The following is an 18,268-nucleotide window of genomic DNA, read 5'->3' on the forward strand; positions in this document are numbered from 1 at the left end:
CTCCCCTCTGGTTTCCCCGGGCATGACATCGCCCGGGGACCTTGCATCGCCGTTTCGGCGCCCCCACCTTGGTCAGCAGACTTCTTGACCCATACTCCCGAACCAACCCGGAGCAGGCATGCACGATTACAAATGGTTGAACGAATACTGTCTTAATCGCTTCGGTTGCGCCGCAGCCCTGGAAGCCCAGTTGCCGACGCCAGCGAACAACGACTACCTGCGTTCATTGAGCGCTGATCGCTACTTGTCGACCCTGGCGTTGCGGGTTTTTCGCGCCGGGTTGAAACACAGCCTGGTGGACGCCAAATGGCCGGCGTTCGAACAAGTGTTCTTTGGCTTCGATCCAGACAAAGTGGTGCTCATGGGCGCCGAGCATCTGGAGCGACTGATGCAGGACACACGGATCATTCGCCATCTGGGCAAGCTCAAGAGTGTGCCGCGCAATGCCCAGATGATCCTGGATGTCGAAAAGCAGCACGGCAGTTTCGGCGCCTTCATTGCCGACTGGCCGGTCCAGGACATCACTGGGCTCTGGCAATACCTGGCCAAGCACGGCAACCAGATGGGGGGGCTTTCCGCCCCACGTTTCCTGCGCATGGTGGGCAAGGATACGTTCATCCCCACGTGGGACGTCGTGGCGGCCCTCAATGCCCAGAACATCATCGACAAGGTGCCCAGCAGCAAGCGTGACCAGGCCCTGGTTCAGGAAGTATTCAACCAGTGGCAGCAAGAAAGTGGTCGACCACTGTGCCAGCTGTCGGCGATGCTGGCCTACACCGTCAATCACTGATCCCCCGTCACCAACATGGCTCTCTGCCCGGCACAACGGGCAGGGAAACATCCGCTCTCAAACTCCTCCTCCAGCTCAAGCTGACAATAAGCTGAACTAAACCTAGGTTTTTTCTTCCGCTGTTTATTATCGGATAAAGTTCACTTCGCACTTGCCGCAACGATAAGAGCGATAGATAGACAGTTAACTGCAGCCACATTCTGCGGGCCAATAGATGAATAAGGCCTGACCACAAAGCACTGATCAGGCCAACAACCTGAACCCAGGCTGTCAGGTTTAAAAGAACTGTCGCCATTCATTCGTTTTTTTCACATTGCTTTCACTCTCCGCCCACCTGGCCCGACCTAAATTGGCCCCAGTTGCGGCGAGGGCAGCGGTGAGCGCATGCCGTTCTTTTCAGAACTCCTGGCAAAAACCTAATCAGGTAAACGACGTGGTCAATACTGCTGAATCCGGTACTGGCGGCAAGACAACCCGCAGCGTGCGCATCCTGGCTGGCGTCTGTGGGGCAGCCCTGGCAATCCTCGTCTGCGGCTTTGTCCTGTGGCCAGCCACACCACTGGACCTGGGTGTCGACAACCAGATGCAGCAAGCCGGCTTCTATCGCCACTGGCAAGACGGCGAGGTGATTGCCCTGGTGCGACATGCCGAGCGCTGCGACCGCTCCGCCAATCCCTGCCTGGGGCCTGCCGATGGCATCACCCTGCCTGGAAGCCGCATGGCAAGCGACGTGGGCCAGGCATTCCGTACTCTGGGCATGGCCTCCACCGACGTCATCAGCAGCCCGGCAACCCGTACCCGGCAAACCTCGGAATTCATGTTCAAGCGGCCGGTGCAGACCCAGGACTGGCTGAGCAACTGCGGCAAACACTTCGAAGACCAGATCAAGACGCACAAGTTGTTCAAGCGCAACCTGATCCTGGTTACCCACAGCGATTGCATCAGTGACCTGGAAAGCCAGCTGGGCTTTGAACATGCACTGGCCAGTCATTACGCCAGTTCGCTATTTGTCACCCTGAACGTGAACGGAACCATGGAAGTACTGGGCATTATCAATGCTGAAAGCTGGCGACAAACTCTTAAGGGCCCTCTCGAGTAACTTTCAACTATTTTTAACAACTTCCCAACAGACTTCACTCAAAAAGCGGACACACTCACTCGCCGACTAATTGAGCTTATAAGTCCCTAAACCAATAGAGCGCCCCTCTCACTTACAACAAGGTCTATCAAACAGGCGAAGCCAAGTATATTTTTTAAAACTTGAGAACCCCGAGCACTCGACAACAATTTACAGTTCATCAGTCATACCTGATGAATGTAGCGAAGTACCGTTTTCAACACATGACTCAGAGGACACAAATGCAGCGCACTTTACCGCCCCAGGCTTATGGAACAAGCGCCACGCCTTCCGGCTATACCGTGGGCGGGAGCACAACCAGCGGCATCCAGCGCTGGGCACTACCCTTTTTGCTGCTGGCCTTCGCCCTGTTCTACCTGCTGCCACTGACCAGCCACGGCCTGTGGATTCCGGATGAAACCCGCTATGCACAGATCAGCCAGGAGATGCTGCTTCGCGGGGATTGGGTGTCTCCGCACTTCATGGGCATCCGCTATTTTGAAAAGCCCATTGCCGGCTACTGGATGATCGCCATCGGCCAGGCACTGTTCGGTGACAACCTGTTCGGCGTGCGTGTTGCCTCAGCCCTGAGCACCGGTCTGAGCGTACTGCTGGCTTACCTGATCACTCGCCGGATCTGGAACGACCCGCGCAAGAGTTTTGCCGCCGCCCTGCTTTACATGAGCTTCGGTCTGATCGCCGGGCAAGCCGGATACTCCAATCTCGATCCCCAATTCACCTTGTGGGTCAACCTCAGCCTGGTGGCGCTCTGGTTCGCCCTGGACAGCCAGACACCAGGCGGCCGCTTGCTGGCCTGGGGCACCTTGGGCGCCGCCTGCGGCATGGGTTTCATGACCAAGGGGTTCCTGGCCTGGCTGCTGCCGGTACTGATCGCCCTGCCCTACATGCTCTGGCAACGGCGTTTCGGCGAGTTGCTGCGCTTTGGCCTGGTGGCCGTGCTGGTGGCGATTGCCATCAGCCTGCCCTGGGTCTTGAGCATTCATGCCCATGAACCCGATTTCTGGCGGTTTTTCTTCTGGCATGAGCATATCCGCCGCTTTGCCGCCGACAATGCGCAGCACACTCGCCCCTGGTGGTTCTACCTGCCGTTGCTGGTGGTTTCGAGCCTGCCCTGGGCGGCCTTGCTGCCAGGCACCCTGATTCAGGCCTGGAAGGACAAGCACCAAGCGGCCACCGGTTACCTGCTGTTGTGGTTGCTGCTGCCGCTGGCGTTCTTCAGCCTGAGCCGCGGCAAGCTGCCGACCTACATCATGCCCTGCCTGCTGCCCTTGGCCGTGCTCATGGGCCATGCACTGATCCAGTGGATCAGCGCAGGCAAGACCAGAACTGTTCGCCTCAACAGTCTGCTCAACCTACTGATCGGCGTCGCTGCATTAGTGGCGCTGGTGGTGATCCAGATCACCCGGCCGGTGTACGGCCACGACGAAATGCTCAGCCTGTCCCTGGTGTTCATCATGCTCATGGGCTGGATCATCGCCAACCTGCTGCCGGCCTCCAGGCCGCTCAACTACTGGGCAACGCCGGCCCTGGGCATCTGGCTGCTGGTAGCGCTGCTGCCTGCGGGAATGCCCGGTTTGATCGTGCACAACAAGATGCCGGACCAGTTCATCAAGGAGCACCTTGCGCAACTCCAGCAGACCCACAGCCTGTTGAGCAATGACCTGGGAGCGGCCTCAGCACTGGCCTGGCGCCTGCAACGCCCGGACGTGGCGCTGTACAACACCGAGGGCGAACTGAAATACGGCCTGGCCTACCCTGAATCGGCCCAGCGCAAGGTCAGCATGGCCGACGTTGGCCAATGGATCAGCGACGCACGCAAACAGGGATCGGTGGGTGTGGTGATGCGGGTCAAGGACGTACTGGAGAACGAAGAAGTCGCCCTGCTGCCGCCGGGCGGCAAGCGCTACGAGCAAGGCAATATGCTGATCCTGATCCTGCCGGCTACTCAACCCTGACCAAGCTGCCCAAACGCCTGCCTGAGAGCGTCAGCGTCGACCACCATCGGCGCTGGCATTCCTGGCCCTTTCCTTCCACCACCCGGCCTGCGCAAACCCACCCATGAAAATCTGCAATAGCGAACGCAAGGATCTGATCCTGCTTCTGGGCGTCAGCGCCCTGATCCTGCTCCTCGGCCTGGGCTCCCGTGAGCTGTGGGGGGCGGAAACCCGCTGGGCCAACATTGCCTTGCAGATGCTGCAGAGTGGCGACTACTTCGACCCCTACCTCAAGGGCGCTCCCTATTACGACAAACCCCTGCCGTCCTACTGGTTGATCACCGCCAGCGCCTGGCTGACCGGGGGCCTGGGGCACTGGTCGCTGCGGCTGTCCTCGGTGCTCGCCGGGTGGCTGAGCATCTGGCTGGTATACCTGCTTGGCGAGCAGCTGTTTCACAAGGGCACAGGGCTGATCGCCGGCTGGATGCTGGCCACCACCTTCTACTTTGCATTTTGGGCCCGGGTGGCCACCGCGGACATTCTCACCGTGTGCGGGGTCTTGGCAGCAGTGTGGTGGTACTGGCGAGGGCCAGAAGACACTCGCTTGAGTCGCTATTGCCTGTTCTTCCTGCTGTTGGCGGCGACCTCGCTGCTCAAGGGACTGATCGGTTTCGTCCTGCCGGGGCTGATCCTGCTGCCACACCTGCTGAGCCAAGGACGCTGGAAGCGTCACCTCAATCCGCGCCTGTGCCTGGCGTTACTGACGGCTGCCCTGCTGTACATGGTGCCGTTCGTGCTCTCGCACCTGTATGGCGCCCCGACCTACGCTGAAAGCGGGCTGAGCCTGGTATTCCGGGAGAATGTGCAACGCTTCTTCGATCCTTTCGACCATATCGGACCGATCTATACCTACCTGATCTACCTGCCGGCCTACACCTTGCCCTGGGCGCCCTGCTGGGTACTCGGCCTCTGGGTAGCGGCGCGTCACTGGCGCCAGCTACAACCCAATGAGCGCTGGCTGGTCTGGGCCCTGGGTTTGTTGTTCCTGTTCTTCACTGCCAGTGGCAGTCGGCGCAGCTATTACGTCCTGCCTCTGGTGCCCTTCGCCCAGCTGTTAGGGGCCTGGTGGCTGAACCGCCACCTGCTCCAACGACGCGCCAGCGGCAAGCCCGGCGAACGCAGCTGGGCCATAGGCTTTGCCAGCGCAGCGGTGATTCTGCTGCTGGTGCTGGGGGTGGCCTACCCTTGGAGCAATGGCGCGGGCGGTGTCATCCAGTTCGGCACGCAGGTCAGAGCCGAGGCAAGCCGGATTGCCCCCTGGCATCAATGGCGCATGGTGATGGTCGAGGTGGATAACAAAGTGCCGCTGTACCTGCAGAATCAGGGAGCGCCCTTCTACTACGTCGCCGAAACCCAGGACTTCCCACGCTCCGGCACCAGCGCAGACTTCATGGCCTGGCTGGACAGGACCAGCGGCCAGCATTGGGACCCCCAGCGCACGCTGATCCTGGTGCAACAGCATGAGAATGAACCGTCGATGCTCGGCTACCTGGGCAAGGATCATCAACTGGTGCGCACACTGCCGACCAACGGTGAACGGCTGGCGAAAAGAAAAGCCGAGGGCAGTGTTGCTTTCATTCCTCAGGCTCTCGGGGACTGAAGCCCCCTCGCCACGCCGGATAGCAACCGGCATGGCGATATAGACTCAGCGAGAGCGGATCAGAGATTGACCACGTTGACGAAACGCGGCGTGGCACTGTCGTCGATGCGCAGGCTGGCGAAGTCGAACAGATTGCGATCCGCCAGTTGCGAAGGGATCACGTTCTGCAGGCCGCGGAAAATGCTCTCAGTACGCCCCGGGCTCTTGCGCTCCCAGTCCTGGAGCATCTCCTTGACCACCTGACGCTGCAGGTTCTCCTGGGAACCGCAGAGGTTGCAGGGAATGATCGGGAATTGCTTGAGATCGGAGTAGGCCTGAATGTCCTTCTCGCTGCAGTAGGCCAGCGGGCGGATCACCACATTGCGCCCGTCATCGGCCAGCAGCTTGGGCGGCATGGCCTTGAGCGAACCGTTGTAGAACATGTTGAGGAAGAACGTCTCGACGATGTCGTCACGATGGTGACCGAGGGCCATCTTGGTGGCGCCGATCTCGTCGGCGAAGGTGTACAGGGTGCCACGACGCAGGCGCGAGCACAGCGAGCAGGTGGTCTTGCCTTCCGGGATCAGCTCCTTGACCACCGAGTAAGTGTCCTTCTCGACGATGTGGTACTCGATCCCCAATTCCTTGAGGTAGACCGGCAGTACATGCTCGGGAAAACCGGGTTGCTTCTGGTCCATGTTCACCGCGACGAGCTCGAACTTGATCGGCGCCACCTTCTGCAGGTGCAACAGCACGTCGAGCATGGTGTAGCTGTCCTTGCCGCCGGACAGGCAGACCATGACCTTGTCGCCCTCTTCGATCATGTTGAAATCGGCGACCGCTTCGCCCGCCAGTCGGCGAAGGCGTTTCTGCAGTTTGTTCTGGTTGACCGTAAGAGTGCCCATGGCGCTTGGAATCCGCGAGGTATGTGACGAAAAGCCGGGCATTTTACGCAAAAACCCCGCCCCCTTGAAAGCGTCGAAACGTAGCGCCCCCCCGGGGCCGCGCTGACAGACAGGACAGCGATTACCCTGGGGTTTTACAGCGCGATTTGCTCTAAAGGTGCGCACATCTGACGAAAACTCCTCCCTATACTGCGACATAAGGTCGCATGCATATATAGACCTATACTGACTGTGCCACTTGGCTGTAAGCGCTCCGTTGGGGGGCGATGGCAACAATGAAAGGAGTGACTGACCATGATTCATCATGTCGTAGGACTCTTCACCCACCCCGATCAGGAATGGCGAGAAATCCGTGGCGATGCAGAAGAAAGCATCAGCCACATGTACCTGACCCACACGCTGATTCTGGCGGCGATCCCCGCGATCTCGGCCTTTATCGGCACCACCCAGGTCGGCTGGGTCATTGGCAACCGCGCGCCGGTGATGCTGACCATGGAAAGCGCCCTGTGGATGACCATCATGTCGTACCTGGCCATGCTTGGCGGCGTGGCGGTGATGGGTGCTTTCATCCACTGGATGGCCCGGACCTATGACGCCAACCCGAGCCTGGCGCGCTGCGTCGCCTTTGCCACCTACACCGCGACACCGCTGTTCGTCGGCGGCCTGGCGGCGCTGTATCCGCATATGTGGCTGGGGATGATCGTCGGCACGGCGGCGATCTGCTACACGGTGTACCTGCTCTACGTCGGGCTACCGACCTTCATGAACATCCCATCGGACGAAGGATTCCTGTTTTCCAGCTCGGTCCTGGCGGTAGGACTGGTGGTGCTGGTAGCGATCATGGCCTTCACCGTGATTGTCTGGGGCCTGGGCGTCGGCCCCGTGTACACCAACTGACGCCGCACCAATAATAATCCTCCATCTGCCAACACAGGCCGCCGCAAGGCGGCCTTCTTAATGGGCGCTCCTGCGACCATTCGGCGCCTGGGCGATTCGGATTAGCCGCTCTTTGCGGCATACTCAGCCGCTCTGGAGAGCCGTTAAGCATGCCCGAGCAACTCAATACCCGCGTCGAAGACTGTTTCCTACTCGCTGAATCCTTTTTCAAACGTCCTTTCAAACGCCCGGTGGTCAGCCTCAAATTACGAGGCCAGAAAGCCGGCGTTGCCCACTTGCACGAAAACCTGCTGCGCTTCAATCCCCAGCTGTACCGGGAAAACAGCGAAGACTTTCTCAAGCAGACCGTGGCCCACGAAGTCGCGCACCTGATCGCTCATCAGTTGTTTGGCGAACGCATTCAGCCCCACGGCGAGGAGTGGCAACTGATCATGCGCGGGGTGTATGAACTGCCGCCCAATCGTTGCCACACTTATGAAGTCAAACGCCGCCGCGTGACCCGCTACATCTACCGCTGCCCCTGCGCCGAGAGCGATTTTCCGTTTTCGGCGCAACGCCACAAGCTGGTGGCCCAGGGACGTCGCTACCTGTGCCGACGCTGTCGGCACACCCTGGTGTACAGCGGCGAAACCCGGGTCGAGTGATGGCATCAACGCGCTTCGCCGGCAAGCCGACGCCTAGGCAATGACCTGGCTGCGTCGCAGTTCCTCGATACGTTCAGCGCTGTAGCCAAGCTCCGCCAGCACCTGATCGGAATGGGCGCCCAGCCTGGCGCCGATATGCCGCGGTTCGGGCAAACCGTCGGAGAATTTCAGCGGACATGCCATCTGGGTCTGGGGGCTACCGTCTTCCCGGGGGACCTGGCTTAGCAGTTGCCGAGCCTGCAATTGGGGGTGCTCCACCGCCTCAGCCAGGCTGAGCACTGGTTCGACACAAGCGTCGAGCCCGGCGAACAACTGGCACAGCTCGGCAAAGTCATGTTTCTCGAACTCGATCTGCAAGGCCTGCTTGAGGGCCCTTTGCTGCTCGGGCATGGGAGACAAGCCCTGGACCGCCAGTTCCGGCCGCCCCAGGGCCTGACACAGCTGCTGCATGAACACCGGCTCCAGGCTGCCCACCGATAGCCAACGACCATCCCGGCTGCGGTAGTAGTCGTAGAAGCTGCCGCCATTGAGCACCTGCTGTTCCATCCCCGGCTCTACCCCGCAGGCCAGGTAACCGGCTCCGGCCATGGCGTTCAGGCTGAACACGCAATCGGTCATGCTGATATCCAGATGCTGGCCCTGACCGCTATGCTGCCGGGCGATCACTGCCGCCAGCAGGCCGATCACGCCGTGCAGCGAGCCCCCGGCGATATCCGCTGCCTGGATGCCCAGAGGCAGCGGGCCCTGGTCGCGGCGTCCGGTCTGGCTGGCGAGCCCGGCCAGGGCCAGGTAGTTGATATCGTGCCCGGCGCGGTCCTTGTAGGGTCCGGTCTGGCCATAACCGGTAATGGACACGTAGATCAGCCGCGGGTTGATCGCCTTCAAGGCCTCGTACCCCAACCCCAGGCGCTCCATCACGCCTGGGCGAAACTGTTCGAGAACGATGTCGTGGTCCTGCAGCAGTTGCCGGATCACCTCCAGCGCCTCGGGCCGCTTGAGGTCCAGTGCCAGGCTGCGCTTGTTGCGGTTGAGATAGGCGTGACTGGCGGATACACCGTGGTCGTGGGGTGGCAGCACCCGCAGCAGGTCCATGCGGGTTGGCGACTCGATGCGCAATACCTCGGCCCCCATGTCCGCCAGCAGCAGCGAGGCGAACGGCCCCGGCAACAGGGTGGAGAAATCCAGTACCTTGAGTGACGCCAACGGCCCTTGCATGTGCCCTCTCCTCTTGATCGATTGCTTCAGAGTAGGCAGCCGCGAGCAGCGCAACAATTACCACAACGGTCAGCCGGACTGACCGTTGTGCTCAACCTCCAGGCAATAAAAAACCCGCCGTAGCGGGTTTCTTATATTCAGCAAGACTTACTTGATGCTCGGTGCCGGGCCTTCAGCCACACCCAGATCGTCGGTTTCACGGGTGTCGATGATCGCACGACCACCAGACGCCAGCTCGACCTGCAGTTTGTCTTCGTCCAGTTCCTTGACCCACTTGGCAACGACCAGGGTAGCCACGGCGTTGCCCACCAGGTTGGTCAGGGCACGGGCTTCGGACATGAAGCGGTCGATACCCAGAATCAGCGCCAGACCGGCCACCGGCAGGTGCCCCACAGCCGACAGGGTGGCGGCCAGGACGATGAAGCCGCTGCCGGTCACGCCCGCGGCGCCTTTGGAGGACAGCAGCAGCACCAGCAGCAGGGTGATCTGGTGAGTGATGTCCATGTGGGTGTCAGTTGCCTGGGCAATGAACACCGCCGCCATGGTCAGGTAGATCGAGGTACCGTCCAGGTTGAAGGAGTAACCGGTAGGAATCACCAGGCCGACCACCGACTTCTTGGCACCCAGGCGCTCCATCTTGATCAGCATGCGTGGCAGGGCCGATTCCGAGGACGAGGTACCCAGCACGATCAGCAGCTCTTCGCGGATGTAGCGGATCAGTTTGATCACGCTGAAGCCGTGGGCGCGGCAGATGCCCCCCAGGATCACCAGCACGAATACCACGCAAGTGATGTAGAAGCAGATCATCAACTGGCCCAGTTGCACCAGGGAGCCGACGCCGTAGGCACCGATGGTGAAGGCCATGGCACCCAGCGCACCCAGGGGCGCCAGCTTCATGATCATGTTGATGATGTTGAACATCACGTGGGCGAAGCGGTCGATGAAGTCCAGCACCGGCTTGCCGTAGGCACCCAGGCGATGCAGGGCGAAACCGAAGATCACCGAGAACATCAGCACTTGCAGGATGTCGCCGGTGGCGAAGGCACCCACGATGGTCGACGGGATCACGTTGAGGATAAAGCCGACAATGCTCTGGTCATTGCCCGCAGTCACATAGGCAGCGACTTTTGAAGCATCCAGGGTCGAGGCGTCGATGTGCATGCCAGCACCCGGCTGCACCACATTGACCACGATCAGGCCGATGAGCAGGGCAATGGTGGAGACGATTTCGAAGTACAGCAGCGCGTAGCCGCCAGTCTTGCCCACCGATTTCATGTTCTGCATGCCGGCGATACCACTCACCACGGTGCAGAAAATGATCGGCGCAATGACCATCTTGATCAGTTTGATGAACCCATCACCCAGGGGCTTGAGGGCCACGCCGGTCTGAGGATAGAAGTGACCGAGCAGGATGCCGATGGCGATGGCAACGATCACCTGGAAATACAGGGATTTGTACAGTGGCTGACGAGTCGTCATTGCAAAGTTCCTCAAGAGCCCCGGCATACAGCTTCCGTCGATGCATGCGGTGCCTAAAGTGCGAACCCTCCTGCGCTGGAGGGATTTGTTGTGTCGAACTGCGTGCTGGCAGATCTTCCGGCTCTATCGCAAAGCCCGTGCCACCTTGTAAAAAAGCCCTACAGGCCTTTAGACATCAGGGGGACAGGCCGATCTTGGCTTCCACTGCACCCGGCGCCGCTGGCGGATTTCCGCCCATTCACCGAGTCTCGTCCTACAATTTGGCGGATATCCGCCTTGTTCCCTCATAGGGGGCTGGCTAACATCCGCCACTCAATGGACGGACCAGCCTTCATGCGCGAACGCACCATCGCCAGCCACTTTGCCCGTGCCGCCTTGGGCGGTGCACGTCGTCGCGGCTACGATTACGGGCCGCTTCTGCAGCAGCTGGGCATCAGTCCAGAACTGCTGAGCCAGCCCAAGGCACGCATCGCCCCCGAACAATTCACCCGTCTGCTGCAGCAACTGTGGCTGGCGTTGGACGACGAGTACCTGGGTTTCGGCCATGGCCCCAGCAAACGCGGAACCTTCGCCATGATGTGCCACGCGCTGATCCACTGCCGCACCTTGGAAAAAGCGCTCAATCGCGGCTTGTTGTTTTACAGCCTGTTTGCGCAAGCACCGCGCCTTCGTCTGACGCACGAAGGAGAAATGGCCCGTCTGAGCCTGGATGATGCTGAGTTATGGGACCCGGAGCACTTTCTTAGCGAAAGCCTGCTGGTGATCTGGCATCGCCTGGGCAGTTGGCTGATCGGCCAGCGCATACGCCTTGAACAAGCCTGCTTCAGCTACCCGAAACCCGAACACGGCGCAGAATACGATTTGCTGTTCCCCTGCCCACTGCTGTTCAGCCAGGAGCACAGCAGCCTGTTGTTCCACAGTCGCTACCTGGGCATGCCGCTGCTACAGGATGAACGTACCCTCAAGCACTTTCTTGAGCGCTCCCCCGCCGATCTGCTGTCACGCCCGGACCAGGGCGACAGCCTCAGCAGCCAGTTGCGGCGTCTGCTCAGCCGCGACCGGGAGCGCTGGCCCGACCTGGAAAGCGTTGCCCAGCACCTGCACGTCAGCCCGCAGACATTGCGTCGCCATTTGCGCGAAGAAGGTTCGAGCTTTCAGGCACTCAAGGACGAACTGCGCCGTGACATCGCCATCTACCACCTGGGGCGGGCTGACCTCTCATTGCAACAGATCGCCGAGCAATTGGGCTTTTCCGAACCCTCGGCCTTTCATCGGGCATTCAAGAAATGGACTGGCCTGACCCCAGGCGCCTATCGCGCCCGGGAGCAGTAGCCAAAGCGCCCTTTACAGGGCCGGGAAGTGAATCCTGAAGGCCGCACCGCCCAAGGCTGAATCCCCCAGGGTCAACTGCGCGCCATAACTTTCGATGATGTCCTTGACCACCGCCAGGCCTATGCCCTGCCCTGGGTGCTGGCGATCAAGACGCTCGCCACGTTGGAGAATCCGCGCCCGCTGATCGGGTGGCACACCAGGGCCATCGTCCTCCACACACAGCTCTGAGCCATCCAGAGTCTCGCGCACACTGATGCGTACCGAGCTCAGGCACAGGCGGTAGGCGTTCTCCAGCAGGTTGCCAAGCAATTCCAGCAAGGCCCCGTGCTCGATCGGCACATAGCAGCGCTCGGGCAAATCGAAGGACACGCGCACCTGCTTGTCGCGATAGACCTTGTCCAGGGTGTCGCACAGGCTTTGCAGCACCGGCCGCAGACGCACCTGATGGCGCACCAGGCCACTTTTGCGCAGGCTGGCACGCTGCAACTGGTAGCTGATCTGCTGACTCATGCGCTCGATCTGCGCCTGCAGGACCCAGGCCTGCTCCCGATCCTGAGGCCGTTGCGCCATGTCCTCGCTGACCCCTTGCAACACCGTCAACGGGGTTTTCAGGCTGTGGGCCAGGTCATCCAGGGAGTCGCGGTAGCGGCTACGCTGCTCGCGCTCGCTTTGCAGCAGACGGTTCAAGGAGCCGGTCAGGCGCAACAGCTCTCGCGGATGCTCCTCACTGAGGCTTTGGCGGGTACCGCTCTCGATCTGGTCCAATTCCTGGCTCAAGCGTCGCAGGGCCTGCAAACCCCAGGTCAACCCCAGCCAGAGCAATGCCAGCAGCACCAGCAACGCCGCACCAAAGCCTAGATAGAGGTTTTCCCTGACCCCTTCCAGAGTCTGCTGGTACTCACGCACCGGTTGCAGTGCAACGATACTGAAAGCCGCGTTCTTGCCCCCCAACAACTTGATCTCGACGTCGTAGACGAAGAACTCCTGGCCATTGGCTTCACGGATTCTGGCGAACTCGTTACCGCGCCCGTCGTACCGCGGCCGGTAATTGATGTTCTCTTCCTGGGTGGCCCGGGAGCGCCAGACCAGGTGCCCCTCTCGGTCATAGATGTAGCCCAGCAAGCGACTGTCGGCGAGATTGAAGCGCTCGTCCGGCAGTTGTGCGGGCATCTGCAGGCGGTTGTTTTCAATCCGCGCCGCCGAAATCAGGGTGGTGACGTCGGAAGCCAGGCGCTGCTCGATGGAGTCCTGCAGCGCCAGGCTGAAGGCCCCCTGCATGGCCGGCAGCAACGCCAGCATGAACAGCACCGCCAAGGTGGTCGCCGCCAGCATCAGCCGCAGCCGCAGCGATCGAATCATCGGCAGCGCTCGTTGAACAGATAGCCCAGGCCGCGCACCGTATCAATCGGCTTGAAGCCCGACGGCCCCTCCAGCTTGCGCCGCAGCCGCCCCACCAGCACCTCGATGACGTTCGGATCACGCTCGTCATCGTCCGGGTACAACTGCTCCATCAGCCGGTCCTTGGCCACCACCTGCTGGTGATGGAGCATCAGGTACTCGAGGATCCGGTATTCGTAGGCGGTCAGGGCCAGGGGTTGATCATCCATGGACGCCTGCTTGCGATTCAGGTCCAGCAGCAAAGGGCCGGCAATAATGGTGGACTGGGTAAAACCGCTGGAACGCCGCAGCAACGCATTGAGCCGTGCATCCAGCTCTTCGAACTGAAACGGCTTGACCACATAGTCGTCGGCACCGGCGGCCAGGCCTTCGACCTTGTCCTGCCAATTGCCGCGGGCGGTGAGGATGAGGATCGGAAACGTCTTGCCACGGGCACGTAACTGACGGATCAGGTCCAGTCCGCCCATGCCGGGCAATCCCAGGTCGATCACCGCCAGGTCGTGATTGAACTGCTCGGTCTGATACAACGCCTCCTCGGCGTTCGCCACGGACTCGACCACATGGCCACTGTCGGTGAGGCGGGTTTGCAGGTGATGGCGCAACAGCGCCTCATCTTCGACGACCAGCAACTTCATAACGCTCTCCCAGGCAAAATTCGACATCTCCGAGGGCGCCCCTGCGCCCTGACGATCAATGCGCCAGCGCCGGACCGTGCCCAAGGCACAGTCCGGCGCGGTTCAGGCCAGGCCGCTTATCAGAAAGCGTAGTTGGCCGACAGATAAGTCTGGGCACTGCTGGTAAGGCTCAAGGAACCTTGCTTGCTGCCGCCCCGCTCGCTCATCTCGGTCCCGGCATTGCTGCGCAGGTAACGGTAGCCGAGCTCTACCGAGGTATTTTGTGAAACCTGCTGCAGGACACCCGCCTGCACTCCCACCGCGTAACCGATGTCGCTGTCGCGGCTGAAGCCCGGGGATTCCTGGGTCAGCTTGGTCAAGCCGGCGGTAGCACCGCCAAACAGCTTGGTGCTGCTGGTCACCGGCAGGAACATATCGTAACTGCCCAGCAGATTTTGCTGACGCAGTTTAATGCCATTGTGAGAGCCGGAAACGTAATCGTAAGTGGCGTAGTAACGGCCCTGGTCATTCTGTTGACCGAAACGCACACCCCAAGTGTTGTCCTTGCCGATCACACCATCGGCGTTCGGATGCCCGAGATTGCTGTTGAGCTGGCTTGATTTTTTAACCTTGTCGCTGGTCTGGCCGTAGGTCAGGCTGGCGAAGTTACTGTCAGCGGCTTGGACGGCGGCGCTGGCGCCGAGAACGGTAAAGGCCAGGATCAGTTTTTTCAATGAAGTCATAGGAAGTTTCCTTTGCGCTATTGGCTTTTTGGGTACGGGGCTAGAGTAAACAGCCCGCCCTGAACTCCCCCTGAACACACTCTTAACCTCGCCTGAACCAGATCCATCTAGCTGTCTTGAGGCATTTCAACCTGCACAACGCTCTCGCCCAGCTTTCTGAGTCCCCTCTCTGCACCACACACCGCTACCCTCGAACTCTTCAACCCGGCAAACTAGCGGCCATGAATGCACTCCCTCCTCTCCCCGCTTGCTGTACCTCTCTAGATGCCTCCTGGCCCCTGCCGGAGGCCTTGCCCCATACCCTTTGGCTGAGCACTCGGTTCGATCCCGGGCAATTGGCCGCGGACGATTTCCAGCGCAGCGGCATTGAAGCGCCGCCCAACATCCAGCGCTCGGTGGCCAAGCGCCAGGCCGAATTCCTGGCCGGACGCCTGTGCGCCCGGGCCGCCCTGTGGCAACTGCAGAATGTGGATTGGGTTCCTCCGATCGGCGCCGACCGGGCGCCGATCTGGCCCGAGCATATCTGCGGTTCCATTACCCACGGCACCGGCCGCGCCGCCGCCATCGTCGCCGACAAACAGCACTGGCGAGCCTTGGGAATAGACCTGGAAAAGCTGCTGAGCAATGAACGCGCGGCCAATCTGGCTGAGCAGATCCTCACGCCGGCGGAACTGCAACGCCGGGACCTGTTGCCCCCCGCGTTGCACGCCCTGGCAGTGACCCTGACCTTCTCGATCAAGGAAAGCCTGTACAAGACCCTGTATCCATTGGTGCACAAAAACTTCTACTTCGAACACGCCGAAGTACTGGAGTGGTCTCTCGAGGGCCAGGTCCGAGTGCGCCTACTGACGGACCTGAGCGATGAATGGCACCACGGCAGTGAGCTACAGGGGCAGTTCGTGGTCGAGGACAACCAGTTGCTCAGTCTGATCGCCATCAAGGCCGCCCCGCCGACAATCCTCAGCGGGGCTCCTGCTGCCGGGGCCAGCTGAGGCTGAAGCAGGCGCCCCCGAGGCTCTTGCTCTGGCTGATCAGGGCCCGACCGTCGTGCCAGTGGATGATTCGCCGCACGATCGACAGCCCCAGCCCATGACCGCCGGAAGCCCGGGTACGACTGTCATCCAGGCGCAGAAAAGGCGTGAAGATCTTTTCCCAGGCACTTTCCGGCACGCCGGGACCGTCATCCTCCACATCCACCCGACAGCGCAACTGGCCCACCTGATAACTGACCGTGACCTGGGATTCCGCATGGCGCATGGCATTGCTCACCAGATTCTGCAGCGCCCGGTGCAGATAGCGCGGCTCGGCCTCAACCCAGGCCCCGTCGCACTCGGCGTCGGACAGGCACAGCCCACGCTGGACCTTGAGGTTGGCCCGCAAGGGTGCCAGTTCGCTGATCACTTGGTTAATCAGGGCATCCAGGTCGATACGCTGGAAGTTCAAGGCCGGCGAGCCCTGTTCCAGGCGGGCATAGGTGAGCATCTCGTCCACCAGACGATCCAGGTCCTGAATATCGTGATCCATGCCATCCAGGTACTTCTGTCGCGCCTGATCGGTATTTGCCGAAGCAATCATCTCCAGACCAAAACGCAACCGAGCCACTGGTGTACGCAACTCATGAGAGACCGCCCGCACCAGTTCGCGCTGGATCGCCAACAAGCGTTGCAAATGCTCGGCCATGCCGTTGAATGCAGCCGCCAGGCGCCCCACCGAATCCACACCACGAGCCGGCACGCGGGTTTCCAGGCTGCCCTTGGCAATTTTCGTGGCCGCCGATTCCAGGCCGCTGAGACGTCGCTCCAGTTGGCGTACCAATAAATAGACGATCAGGCCGATCAAGCTCAGGCCGAGCACGGCAATCAGCACCAGCCATTGCGGCGGATAAGGGTTCATCTGATACAGAGGGCCGATTTCCAGCACCCAGGGCGTACCCACCAACCCCGCAAATACCCGGATCGAATCACCGCCCTTGCCCAGGGCCATCACCGTATCGCCCTCGGCCACCCGTCGGCGCTGGTCCTCATCCATATCGGCGGCATCCAGGGTGGACAGGTGCATATCGAAACCAAACCCCTTGGCCTTCTTCAATGCCGCCAGGCGCTCAGGCTGCTCCGCCACCGGATACCGTACCAACTCGTCCGCCAACAGATAGATGGTTGCCCGGGCCAATTGCTCGCTGATCTGTTGCACTTCGGCACTGAGCAGCAACTGCTCCTTCTCGCTGACCAGGCGATAGACCCGGGCGGCATAGGGCCCGATCTGCTCCACCAGCGCCTGTCCGCGCAGCACCCGGCCACGCTGGCTGCTGTCCAGGTCGGTCTGGTTGAAGGTCTTCAGGCTCAGGGGAATCCCCAACAGCCGCTCCCACACGGCCAAGGCACGGCGACGCTCGATCTCGCTCATGGGCTTGAGGTTATCCGCCATCAGCGAGAAGGTGCCGTGGGCCAGTCGTTCGCGGTACTGCTCGCTGCGCACCTCGTTGAGCAGGTGCAGAGCCAGCACCCCCAGCAGCGCCACCAGGATCAGCGCGGCGCACATACCGCCATAGATCCGCAGGAAGATGGAGTTCACGAGGGCAATTCGGCGGCGGCTTCAGGAACGAACAGATAGCCCTTGCTGCGAATGGTCTTGATCAGCCGCGGATGCTCCGGGTCGTCGCCGATCTTGGGCCGGATGCGCGAGATGCGCACATCGATGGAACGGTCCTGGCCGTCATAACCTATGCCGCGCAGAGCGGTGAAGATCTCCTCACGGGACAGTATCCGCCCCGCATTCACCACCAGCAGCCACAACAGATCGAACTCGGCACTGGTCAGCTCGATGCCGACATCGCTCAGCCATGCCTCACGCAGGGCGTTGTCCACCACCAGAGGACCGAATTGCAGGCGCCGGGTTTTCTCCTGGGCAGGCTCCGCTGCTTCGCTACGCCGCAGCAAGGCCTGGATCCGCGCCAGCAACAACCGTGGGCGTACCGGCTTGCAGACGTAGTCATCGGCCCCCAGGTCCAGGCCCATGACCTGATCCATGTCATCGGTGCGGGCGGTGAGCATGAGGATTGGCCCGTCATAGCGACCCCGGACTTTGCGACAGATACTCAGGCCGTCTTCACCGGGCAGCATCAGGTCGAGAATCACCAGGTCTGGCTGCTCGGCAATGATCCTGGCAGCAGCCCGGGCGCCGTTGCCCTCGATGGCCACCAGCAGGCCGTTGCTTTCGAGATATTCACGGGTCAACTCAGCCAGACGCTGGTCATCCTCGACAATCAGTACCTGCCAGGCTTCTTGCTCCACGCTTGACCTCTTTTTTATTGCCAGCATTCACTGGAAAGAAAGCACCCGTCTTTTTGTCATGAAAAAGACGGATAACCGGCCATGGAAAACGTCGCCAGCAACTCATGGACCGCGACGGATTGTAGCAACCGGGATCGGCCCCCACACAAGCGACTAAAACGACTCGGTCAGGGGGATTTTTTGTGATAGGGTTCGCGCCCGCAAAAATCCGCCCAAGGCAATTTCAGGCGGTAAAAAACAGTGACAAACG

The 18,268-nt window shown here is 60.8% G+C and carries 16 protein-coding genes; 8 read left to right on the forward strand and 8 right to left on the reverse strand.

Features of this window, described 5'->3' with window-relative positions; genetic code table 11:
• The first annotated feature begins 118 nt into the window (after positions 1 to 118).
• From J5M73_RS04625 to J5M73_RS04640, 4 genes are all read left to right on the forward strand, one after another.
• The gene (locus J5M73_RS04625; protein WP_102860728.1) at positions 119 to 790 is read left to right on the forward strand and encodes a DNA-3-methyladenine glycosylase I; all 672 of its coding nucleotides are present in this window, start codon (positions 119 to 121) and stop codon (positions 788 to 790) included.
• A gap of 433 nt (positions 791 to 1,223) precedes the next feature.
• A complete protein-coding gene (locus J5M73_RS04630) occupies positions 1,224 to 1,889 on the forward strand; it encodes a histidine phosphatase family protein (RefSeq protein WP_102860727.1) in 666 nt (221 codons plus the stop codon).
• 242 nt (positions 1,890 to 2,131) lie between these two features.
• A complete protein-coding gene (arnT, locus tag J5M73_RS04635) occupies positions 2,132 to 3,883 on the forward strand; it encodes a lipid IV(A) 4-amino-4-deoxy-L-arabinosyltransferase (protein WP_102860726.1) in 1,752 nt (583 codons plus the stop codon).
• Positions 3,884 to 3,986: 103 nt separating this feature from the next.
• Positions 3,987 to 5,522, forward strand: coding sequence for a glycosyltransferase family 39 protein (locus J5M73_RS04640; RefSeq protein ID WP_102860725.1), 1,536 nt, complete (start codon positions 3,987 to 3,989; stop codon positions 5,520 to 5,522).
• A gap of 59 nt (positions 5,523 to 5,581) precedes the next feature.
• Here J5M73_RS04640 and ttcA read toward each other — a convergent pair whose 3' ends face one another.
• The gene (gene ttcA / locus J5M73_RS04645; RefSeq protein ID WP_102860724.1) at positions 5,582 to 6,406 is read right to left on the reverse strand and encodes a tRNA 2-thiocytidine(32) synthetase TtcA; all 825 of its coding nucleotides are present in this window, start codon (positions 6,404 to 6,406) and stop codon (positions 5,582 to 5,584) included.
• A gap of 294 nt (positions 6,407 to 6,700) precedes the next feature.
• Here ttcA and J5M73_RS04650 point away from each other — a divergent pair, with 294 nt between their 5' ends.
• Both J5M73_RS04650 and J5M73_RS04655 read left to right on the forward strand, forming a co-directional pair.
• On the forward strand, positions 6,701 to 7,303 hold the full coding sequence (locus J5M73_RS04650; RefSeq protein WP_102860723.1) for a Yip1 family protein: 603 nt from the start codon (positions 6,701 to 6,703) through the stop codon (positions 7,301 to 7,303).
• Between the two features lie 149 nt (positions 7,304 to 7,452).
• A complete protein-coding gene (locus tag J5M73_RS04655; protein ID WP_102860722.1) occupies positions 7,453 to 7,947 on the forward strand; it encodes a SprT family zinc-dependent metalloprotease in 495 nt (164 codons plus the stop codon).
• Between the two features lie 33 nt (positions 7,948 to 7,980).
• Here the strand turns inward: J5M73_RS04655 and J5M73_RS04660 are convergent, their stop codons facing one another.
• Together J5M73_RS04660 and J5M73_RS04665 are read right to left on the reverse strand one after the other, a co-directional pair.
• The gene (locus J5M73_RS04660; protein ID WP_102860721.1) at positions 7,981 to 9,162 is read right to left on the reverse strand and encodes a CaiB/BaiF CoA-transferase family protein; all 1,182 of its coding nucleotides are present in this window, start codon (positions 9,160 to 9,162) and stop codon (positions 7,981 to 7,983) included.
• Positions 9,163 to 9,309: 147 nt separating this feature from the next.
• On the reverse strand, positions 9,310 to 10,641 hold the full coding sequence (locus tag J5M73_RS04665; RefSeq protein WP_115580697.1) for a dicarboxylate/amino acid:cation symporter: 1,332 nt from the start codon (positions 10,639 to 10,641) through the stop codon (positions 9,310 to 9,312).
• Between the two features lie 333 nt (positions 10,642 to 10,974).
• Between J5M73_RS04665 and J5M73_RS04670 the strand changes: the two genes are divergently transcribed.
• On the forward strand, positions 10,975 to 11,973 hold the full coding sequence (locus tag J5M73_RS04670) for an AraC family transcriptional regulator (RefSeq protein WP_102860719.1): 999 nt from the start codon (positions 10,975 to 10,977) through the stop codon (positions 11,971 to 11,973).
• Positions 11,974 to 11,985: 12 nt separating this feature from the next.
• On the opposite strand, the gene J5M73_RS04675 is transcribed toward J5M73_RS04670, so the two are convergent.
• The 3 genes from J5M73_RS04675 to J5M73_RS04685 form a co-directional block, all read right to left on the reverse strand.
• On the reverse strand, positions 11,986 to 13,332 hold the full coding sequence (locus J5M73_RS04675; RefSeq protein WP_102860718.1) for an ATP-binding protein: 1,347 nt from the start codon (positions 13,330 to 13,332) through the stop codon (positions 11,986 to 11,988).
• Positions 13,329 to 14,006: a response regulator gene (locus J5M73_RS04680; protein WP_102860717.1), complete on the reverse strand. Its 678-nt coding sequence runs from the start codon at positions 14,004 to 14,006 to the stop codon at positions 13,329 to 13,331. Before J5M73_RS04680 ends, J5M73_RS04675 begins: the two co-directional genes overlap by 4 nt.
• 119 nt (positions 14,007 to 14,125) lie before the next feature.
• Positions 14,126 to 14,728 carry a hypothetical protein gene (locus tag J5M73_RS04685; protein ID WP_102860716.1) on the reverse strand — a complete coding sequence of 201 codons (603 nt, stop codon included), beginning with the start codon at positions 14,726 to 14,728 and terminating at the stop codon, positions 14,126 to 14,128.
• A gap of 221 nt (positions 14,729 to 14,949) precedes the next feature.
• Here J5M73_RS04685 and J5M73_RS04690 point away from each other — a divergent pair, with 221 nt between their 5' ends.
• Positions 14,950 to 15,720 carry a 4'-phosphopantetheinyl transferase superfamily protein gene (locus J5M73_RS04690; protein ID WP_102860715.1) on the forward strand — a complete coding sequence of 257 codons (771 nt, stop codon included), beginning with the start codon at positions 14,950 to 14,952 and terminating at the stop codon, positions 15,718 to 15,720.
• On the opposite strand, the gene J5M73_RS04695 is transcribed toward J5M73_RS04690, so the two are convergent.
• Positions 15,689 to 17,299 (reverse strand): ATP-binding protein, encoded by a 1,611-nt coding sequence (locus J5M73_RS04695; protein ID WP_102860714.1) that lies wholly within the window; start codon positions 17,297 to 17,299, stop codon positions 15,689 to 15,691. The genes J5M73_RS04690 and J5M73_RS04695 overlap by 32 nt on opposite strands.
• Entirely contained in the window at positions 17,296 to 18,018 is a 723-nt protein-coding gene (locus J5M73_RS04700; protein ID WP_102860713.1) for a response regulator, read from the reverse strand. The genes J5M73_RS04695 and J5M73_RS04700 overlap by 4 nt, the downstream gene beginning before the upstream one ends.
• Between the last annotated feature and the right edge of the window lie 250 nt (positions 18,019 to 18,268).

Origin of the sequence: Pseudomonas sp. 50_B (assembly GCF_017491625.1) — a bacterium.
GTDB lineage: Bacteria > Pseudomonadota > Gammaproteobacteria > Pseudomonadales > Pseudomonadaceae > Aquipseudomonas > Aquipseudomonas danubii.

Bases quoted from the DNA above. Each gene is read 5' to 3' on its own strand.
- J5M73_RS04690 (WP_102860715.1), top strand. From the start codon at position 14,950: ATGAATGCACTCCCTCCTCTCCCCGCTTGCTGTACCTCTCTAGATGCC.
- J5M73_RS04665 (WP_115580697.1), bottom strand. From the start codon at position 10,641: ATGACGACTCGTCAGCCACTGTACAAATCCCTGTATTTCCAGGTGATC.
- J5M73_RS04685 (WP_102860716.1), bottom strand. From the start codon at position 14,728: ATGACTTCATTGAAAAAACTGATCCTGGCCTTTACCGTTCTCGGCGCC.
- arnT (WP_102860726.1), top strand. From the start codon at position 2,132: ATGACTCAGAGGACACAAATGCAGCGCACTTTACCGCCCCAGGCTTAT.
- J5M73_RS04650 (WP_102860723.1), top strand. From the start codon at position 6,701: ATGATTCATCATGTCGTAGGACTCTTCACCCACCCCGATCAGGAATGG.
- J5M73_RS04670 (WP_102860719.1), top strand. From the start codon at position 10,975: ATGCGCGAACGCACCATCGCCAGCCACTTTGCCCGTGCCGCCTTGGGC.
- J5M73_RS04625 (WP_102860728.1), top strand. From the start codon at position 119: ATGCACGATTACAAATGGTTGAACGAATACTGTCTTAATCGCTTCGGT.
- J5M73_RS04655 (WP_102860722.1), top strand. From the start codon at position 7,453: ATGCCCGAGCAACTCAATACCCGCGTCGAAGACTGTTTCCTACTCGCT.
- J5M73_RS04660 (WP_102860721.1), bottom strand. From the start codon at position 9,162: ATGCAAGGGCCGTTGGCGTCACTCAAGGTACTGGATTTCTCCACCCTG.
- J5M73_RS04680 (WP_102860717.1), bottom strand. From the start codon at position 14,006: ATGAAGTTGCTGGTCGTCGAAGATGAGGCGCTGTTGCGCCATCACCTG.
- ttcA (WP_102860724.1), bottom strand. From the start codon at position 6,406: ATGGGCACTCTTACGGTCAACCAGAACAAACTGCAGAAACGCCTTCGC.
- J5M73_RS04640 (WP_102860725.1), top strand. From the start codon at position 3,987: ATGAAAATCTGCAATAGCGAACGCAAGGATCTGATCCTGCTTCTGGGC.
- J5M73_RS04675 (WP_102860718.1), bottom strand. From the start codon at position 13,332: ATGATTCGATCGCTGCGGCTGCGGCTGATGCTGGCGGCGACCACCTTG.